The 4,750-nt window shown below is 29.7% G+C and carries 8 protein-coding genes; all 8 read left to right on the top strand.

What is annotated here, in order from left to right:
* The first annotated feature begins 175 nt into the window (after window positions 1-175).
* Window positions 176-313 carry a hypothetical protein gene (locus Q0625_RS00130; protein ID WP_157049243.1) on the top strand — a complete coding sequence of 46 codons (138 nt, stop codon included), beginning with the start codon at window positions 176-178 and terminating at the stop codon, window positions 311-313.
* On the top strand, window positions 297-734 hold the full coding sequence (locus Q0625_RS00125) for a hypothetical protein (protein ID WP_009416155.1): 438 nt from the start codon (window positions 297-299) through the stop codon (window positions 732-734). Before Q0625_RS00130 ends, Q0625_RS00125 begins: the two co-directional genes overlap by 17 nt.
* A gap of 59 nt (window positions 735-793) precedes the next feature.
* Window positions 794-1,552 carry an RHS repeat-associated core domain-containing protein gene (locus tag Q0625_RS00120; protein WP_298822858.1) on the top strand — a complete coding sequence of 253 codons (759 nt, stop codon included), beginning with the start codon at window positions 794-796 and terminating at the stop codon, window positions 1,550-1,552.
* 39 nt (window positions 1,553-1,591) lie between these two features.
* Window positions 1,592-2,125, top strand: coding sequence for a hypothetical protein (locus Q0625_RS00115; protein WP_298822857.1), 534 nt, complete (start codon window positions 1,592-1,594; stop codon window positions 2,123-2,125).
* A gap of 5 nt (window positions 2,126-2,130) precedes the next feature.
* Window positions 2,131-2,574 carry a hypothetical protein gene (locus Q0625_RS00110; RefSeq protein ID WP_298822855.1) on the top strand — a complete coding sequence of 148 codons (444 nt, stop codon included), beginning with the start codon at window positions 2,131-2,133 and terminating at the stop codon, window positions 2,572-2,574.
* Window positions 2,575-2,669: 95 nt separating this feature from the next.
* On the top strand, window positions 2,670-3,530 hold the full coding sequence (locus Q0625_RS00105; RefSeq protein WP_298822853.1) for a hypothetical protein: 861 nt from the start codon (window positions 2,670-2,672) through the stop codon (window positions 3,528-3,530).
* Between the two features lie 111 nt (window positions 3,531-3,641).
* A complete protein-coding gene (locus Q0625_RS00100; RefSeq protein WP_298822866.1) occupies window positions 3,642-4,199 on the top strand; it encodes an RHS repeat-associated core domain-containing protein in 558 nt (185 codons plus the stop codon).
* 12 nt (window positions 4,200-4,211) lie between these two features.
* A complete protein-coding gene (locus Q0625_RS00095; protein WP_009642382.1) occupies window positions 4,212-4,550 on the top strand; it encodes a hypothetical protein in 339 nt (112 codons plus the stop codon).
* Window positions 4,551-4,750 lie beyond the last annotated feature (200 nt).

Raw genomic sequence — 4,750 nt, 5'->3', positions numbered from 1 at the left:
AATCACCATTCTCACAAGAGTTTTGGGCAGCTTTTTGAGGAAGCTACTGAGGAGTCGTATGTTTGCAAATTGAAATATTAATTGTAATTTTACATTTAAAATAAGTACGGATTAAAACCGAGCAGTGGTCGTATGGCATCATGCAGCATATGATGAAAAAACAAATTCATGTATAATGCAATTAGTTTATACCTCAGAACACAAAGCAAAATTACCTCATGAAGGAGCTGTTAAACAATTTGAAATTGGAGTTGAATATGATACTAAAGCTGCTAAAGATAAAGCAAAAGAATTGAATGAAAAATACCATTAGAAAAATGAGAGAGACAAAAATTAAGTTTGATAAAGATCTTTCAAAAGAAATTTTTATTAGGAAAATAAATAAGAAAATTAGACTAATCTTATCTGATGATTTGGACGCTTCAGAAGAGAAATTAAGTGATAGTTATTGCAAAAAAATAGCTGATTTTATAGATAACTTTTCAAAATGGTACAATAAATGTATGGATGCTGTTAAGGAATGGGGTGAAAATATTTATCATATAAATATAGAATATGATGAGATAAAACTATTAAAAATTTTCATTCTGTTTGAACAAAATGAATGTGAATTATTCGGATTAGGATTTAGGACAGAGTTTGATATTGAACATGGTTGCGGCATTAAAATTAAAGTAGAAGATGGTAATTATAACATTGTAGAGATAGGTACAGCTGACATTGCTTTTTGCTAAAATAATATATCATCTATGACCTAAGCGAGCGACCTAATCTCAGTAGAGATAAGGACAATTTGTTAGTTTATGACAAGGAAGAGCCTGTAACTGATAATCTTATCACTTGGGTGTTTGATGAGAACTCCTTTGTGCCTGCGGCTAAACTTGTAGGGGATAAATCGTATTCTATCCTCACCGACCACTTAGGAACGCCGTATGAAGCGTATGATGAAAATGGAGAAAAGGTGTGGAGTGCTGAGTATGACCTCTATGGTAATATACATACCCTTAACGGTGAGAAAGGATTTATACCATTCCGCTACCAAGGGCAGTATGAAGATATTGAAGTAGACCTATACTACAACCGCTTCCGCTATTACGACTGTCACACAGGAACTTATATCTCACAAGACCCGATTGGATTAGCAGGAAATAATCCTAATTTCTATGGGTATACCTTTGATTGTAATACTGAGGTGGATGTTTGGGGGTTGGATATTTATATTTTAGTAGCAGACTCAGATGGGTATTATCCTGATCTTCAATATGGAAAACCTACAACTCAATATGTTTACTTACGAAAAGGGCAAATATATAAAATTGGAGAAAGTAAAAATGCAAAAAAAAGATATAAAAAAAGTAATCTCTCAAAGGGTAGAGCAAGCAAACATAAAGTATATGCTTATGATGTTAATGGGAATCCTATAGGTTTAAAAATGAAAATAATTGTAAAAGGAGGCTCAAAAAAAGCTAATCAAAAAACTGAAAGAAAAATGTTAAAACGATATTATAAAAAGAATGGTAAACTTCCTGCAGGGAATACTTGCTTTCATTAAATTTTATTATTCTGTATAAGTTAGCAAATAATATAGATTATGATAATAGAAATAAGACAACAATTAAATTCAACAGAAAGTCATTCAAAAAATATAGTTTTGAACAGAGTCATAACTTATATATTAGATGCACTTTCTGCTGAAGATTGGCTGTATAAGATTAGAAAAGAAATAACCAATGAGCAAGAAAAATGTTTTATTTTTATAACTTTTAGATTTTTTGGTATAGAGGAAATTGAAAAGTATAAAATAAAATCTTATACCAGATATTATAAAAAAGAAGAGTATCTTGATATAGATCCTATATTTATCTTGGATAAATATAAAGATCTAAATGAAGATAAAATACGAGAAGAACTTTGTAATGATATATTTATATATTTAGAAAAAATTCTCTTGAAATATGAAAAGTCCTTTACCCATTTTAATGTGAGAAACTTTATTAGTATACTTTATGATAGATTGCAAGAAGTTAAAGATGAAAAATTACCCTATATAGTGTATGAAGAAGAGGAATGGTTAGAAGGTATTATTAAAGAAATGTTTGATGATAAGTTTAATTTAATTAAATAATAAATATGGTAGATTTAGTTGATAAAATAGTAAATTTGGAGCTATACAAGGAATTATTAAGTGAAATAGAGGAGAAATTAGAATTACAGATACATTATAAATATCCCAAAGGTATAGATGAGGGTGTGCAAGAGCAAATTGATTTTGTTAATTTCACACTTTCAGAAGCAGAGTCAGTCCTAAAGGACAAGTTCTTTTTGATTTTTTTGTTTTTATATATTACAACATTCACTGATATACGTTATAGAGGAATTCCTAAATTAGATAATTATCCTGTTCAAATTTATGCATATCCACAATCATCTTTTATATCGTTTATGATAGAATACTACCTATTAAAAAATGATGTTGAAAAATTATCGTTGTATATTAAAAAATTTTCCTCATCTCCAAAAAAATATGAAAAAAAATTAAAGGAGGTCTATAATCAAGTATTGATATCTAATTAGATTTGGATGTTTTTAACAAGTTACTATATCTGATAAGGAAAGGTAAATATATTGGGGCAACTCAGCAGTGTAAATTACGATGATGGCAATTACGAGTGGTTTACATACGACAAGTTAGGACGCATAACCCAAGGGAAAACCCTACCAGCCAGACGCTTTGGGAATACGATGTGCTAGGGCGTATTGTAGCAGAAACTCAAAATGGGCATCGCATCTCCCATCAGTACAATGCTTATGGCAATCGCACAGCGATGGAAAGTAGTTTGGGTGCAAAGCTGCAACACACCTACAATGAGTGGGGAGAGTGCGTACGCACAGAGGTAAACCAACAGGCACAGGCACAATCATTAAAATTATCCTCTATGGTATTTGAAGATATAAAAAAAGAGAAAATTGATGAAATGTCTTATAATGAATATACTTTATATTCTCTTTGGAACACAGAGAGAATGTTCTCTTTGTTTAATAAAAGCTTCTTTAGGTTAGAAACTATTAACATTTTATTCAGAATGAAAAACTATTTATGGAACTTCCTATATAATAATGTGAGAGACTTATCAATAGAAAATAAATTAGAAAATTTAGAGAGTTTATTTCTGACTGAACAAGATAATGTTATTGCTCTAAATATGATTATCTGCTTAGATACTACTTATAATTGTGTAATTAATAGAAAGAATAAATCTTTTACTACTTTTTATTATGTTTATGATATAATTCAACAAATAATTCTAATTAAATCAAACAATATAAAAATAATAACAGACGAAATAGAATATATTTTAGATAACAATATGTTTATCAAAGATGAAATTAATAGACAGTTATCTATAATCCAAAGAATTGAAACAAACAAAATTAACAAAGATTTTATTCAAAAAGTAAAAAATGATGCTATTACAAATAAAATACCATTTGATGAGATTCTACCAATAGAACATTTAAAAGGCAGATAACTATACATATTAATAATTAAGAACTTGAAAAAAGAGAGAAATTACCTACAATGAAGCAGGCGAGCGTTATCGCCTTGAAAGAGATGCCAATGGTAAGGTGATAGTTCGTTTATTCCTTTCTTATACCAAGGACAGTATTATGATGAGGAAATAGGGTTAGCTTATAACCGTTTCCGTTATTACTCACCTGAAAACGGTACTTATATTAGCCAAGACCCGATAAGGTTGGCAGGGAATAATCCTAATTTCTATGGGTATACTTTTGATTGTAATACAGAGGTGGATGTTTGGGGGTTAGTTATTGTGTATCGTGGTATCCATCCCAAACAAAAAGAAGCTATAAAGAATGGCACAAATATTCAACCTAAAGATATTAATGCTAATTATAGTATTCAAGAACATGTTGACGATGGAAATTTAAATACTCAATATATATCTACTTCTAAAGATATAAAAAGAGCTGAATTTTATAATCATTCGCTTATTATAGCAATAGACACAGATAAGATTGATCCTGAAAAAGTTATAGATATATCAAATGGTATTGACCCTCAAACAGGTAAAAGATTAAAAGGTAAAGCTTATTACTATGCTACTAAAGATATAGAAGTTCTAATTGATGGTGAAATTCCTAAAGAGGCATATACAATAGTAAATAAACATCATTAAAATATACTTGATATGAATAATTATTTTGATCAGTTAGAAAAAATACAATGTACTTTCTCAATATTAGATGAAGTATCTTATGAAACAAGAGAAGAAGCAGAGGAAGGTATGAAAAAATATGAAGAATTAATGGATAAAATTGTGCAAATTATAATAGAAATACTTGCTGATAAGACTTCTTCAAATTCAGTTTATAAAGAAGCTGTAAAATTATTAGGAAGTAAAATAGGATGTGCTGATGATGTACAAAAATATGGAGATATTATGAAATCTTTCTATGATGAAGGTAGAATAACACAAGGGCAATTATCCTTTTTTATTGAAAATATGAATATAGGAAGATGGATATAAATTTATAAAATTGAAGTTCATTTTGCCTTTGAGTATGATGCCCTCGGCAGACGTACGGCAAAGATAAACCTAAGCAGCAAGCGCATCAAGCGTTTTCTATGGGATGGGAATGTACCACTCCACGAATGGGAGTATGACCTAAGCGAGCGACCTAATCTCAGTAGAGATAAGGACAATTTGTTAGTTTATGACAAGGAAGA

The organism is uncultured Capnocytophaga sp., assembly GCF_938029845.1.
Taxonomy (GTDB): Bacteria; Bacteroidota; Bacteroidia; order Flavobacteriales; family Flavobacteriaceae; genus Capnocytophaga.
The sequence above is the reverse complement of the archived record's forward strand: the minus strand, read 5'-3'. Positions and strand labels throughout refer to the sequence as shown.

Coding starts and splice junctions, on each gene's coding strand:
- Q0625_RS00130 (WP_157049243.1), top strand. CDS start 176: ATGCAATTAGTTTATACCTCAGAACACAAAGCAAAATTACCTCATGAA.
- Q0625_RS00125 (WP_009416155.1), top strand. CDS start 297: ATGAAAAATACCATTAGAAAAATGAGAGAGACAAAAATTAAGTTTGAT.
- Q0625_RS00115 (WP_298822857.1), top strand. CDS start 1,592: ATGATAATAGAAATAAGACAACAATTAAATTCAACAGAAAGTCATTCA.
- Q0625_RS00110 (WP_298822855.1), top strand. CDS start 2,131: ATGGTAGATTTAGTTGATAAAATAGTAAATTTGGAGCTATACAAGGAA.
- Q0625_RS00095 (WP_009642382.1), top strand. CDS start 4,212: ATGAATAATTATTTTGATCAGTTAGAAAAAATACAATGTACTTTCTCA.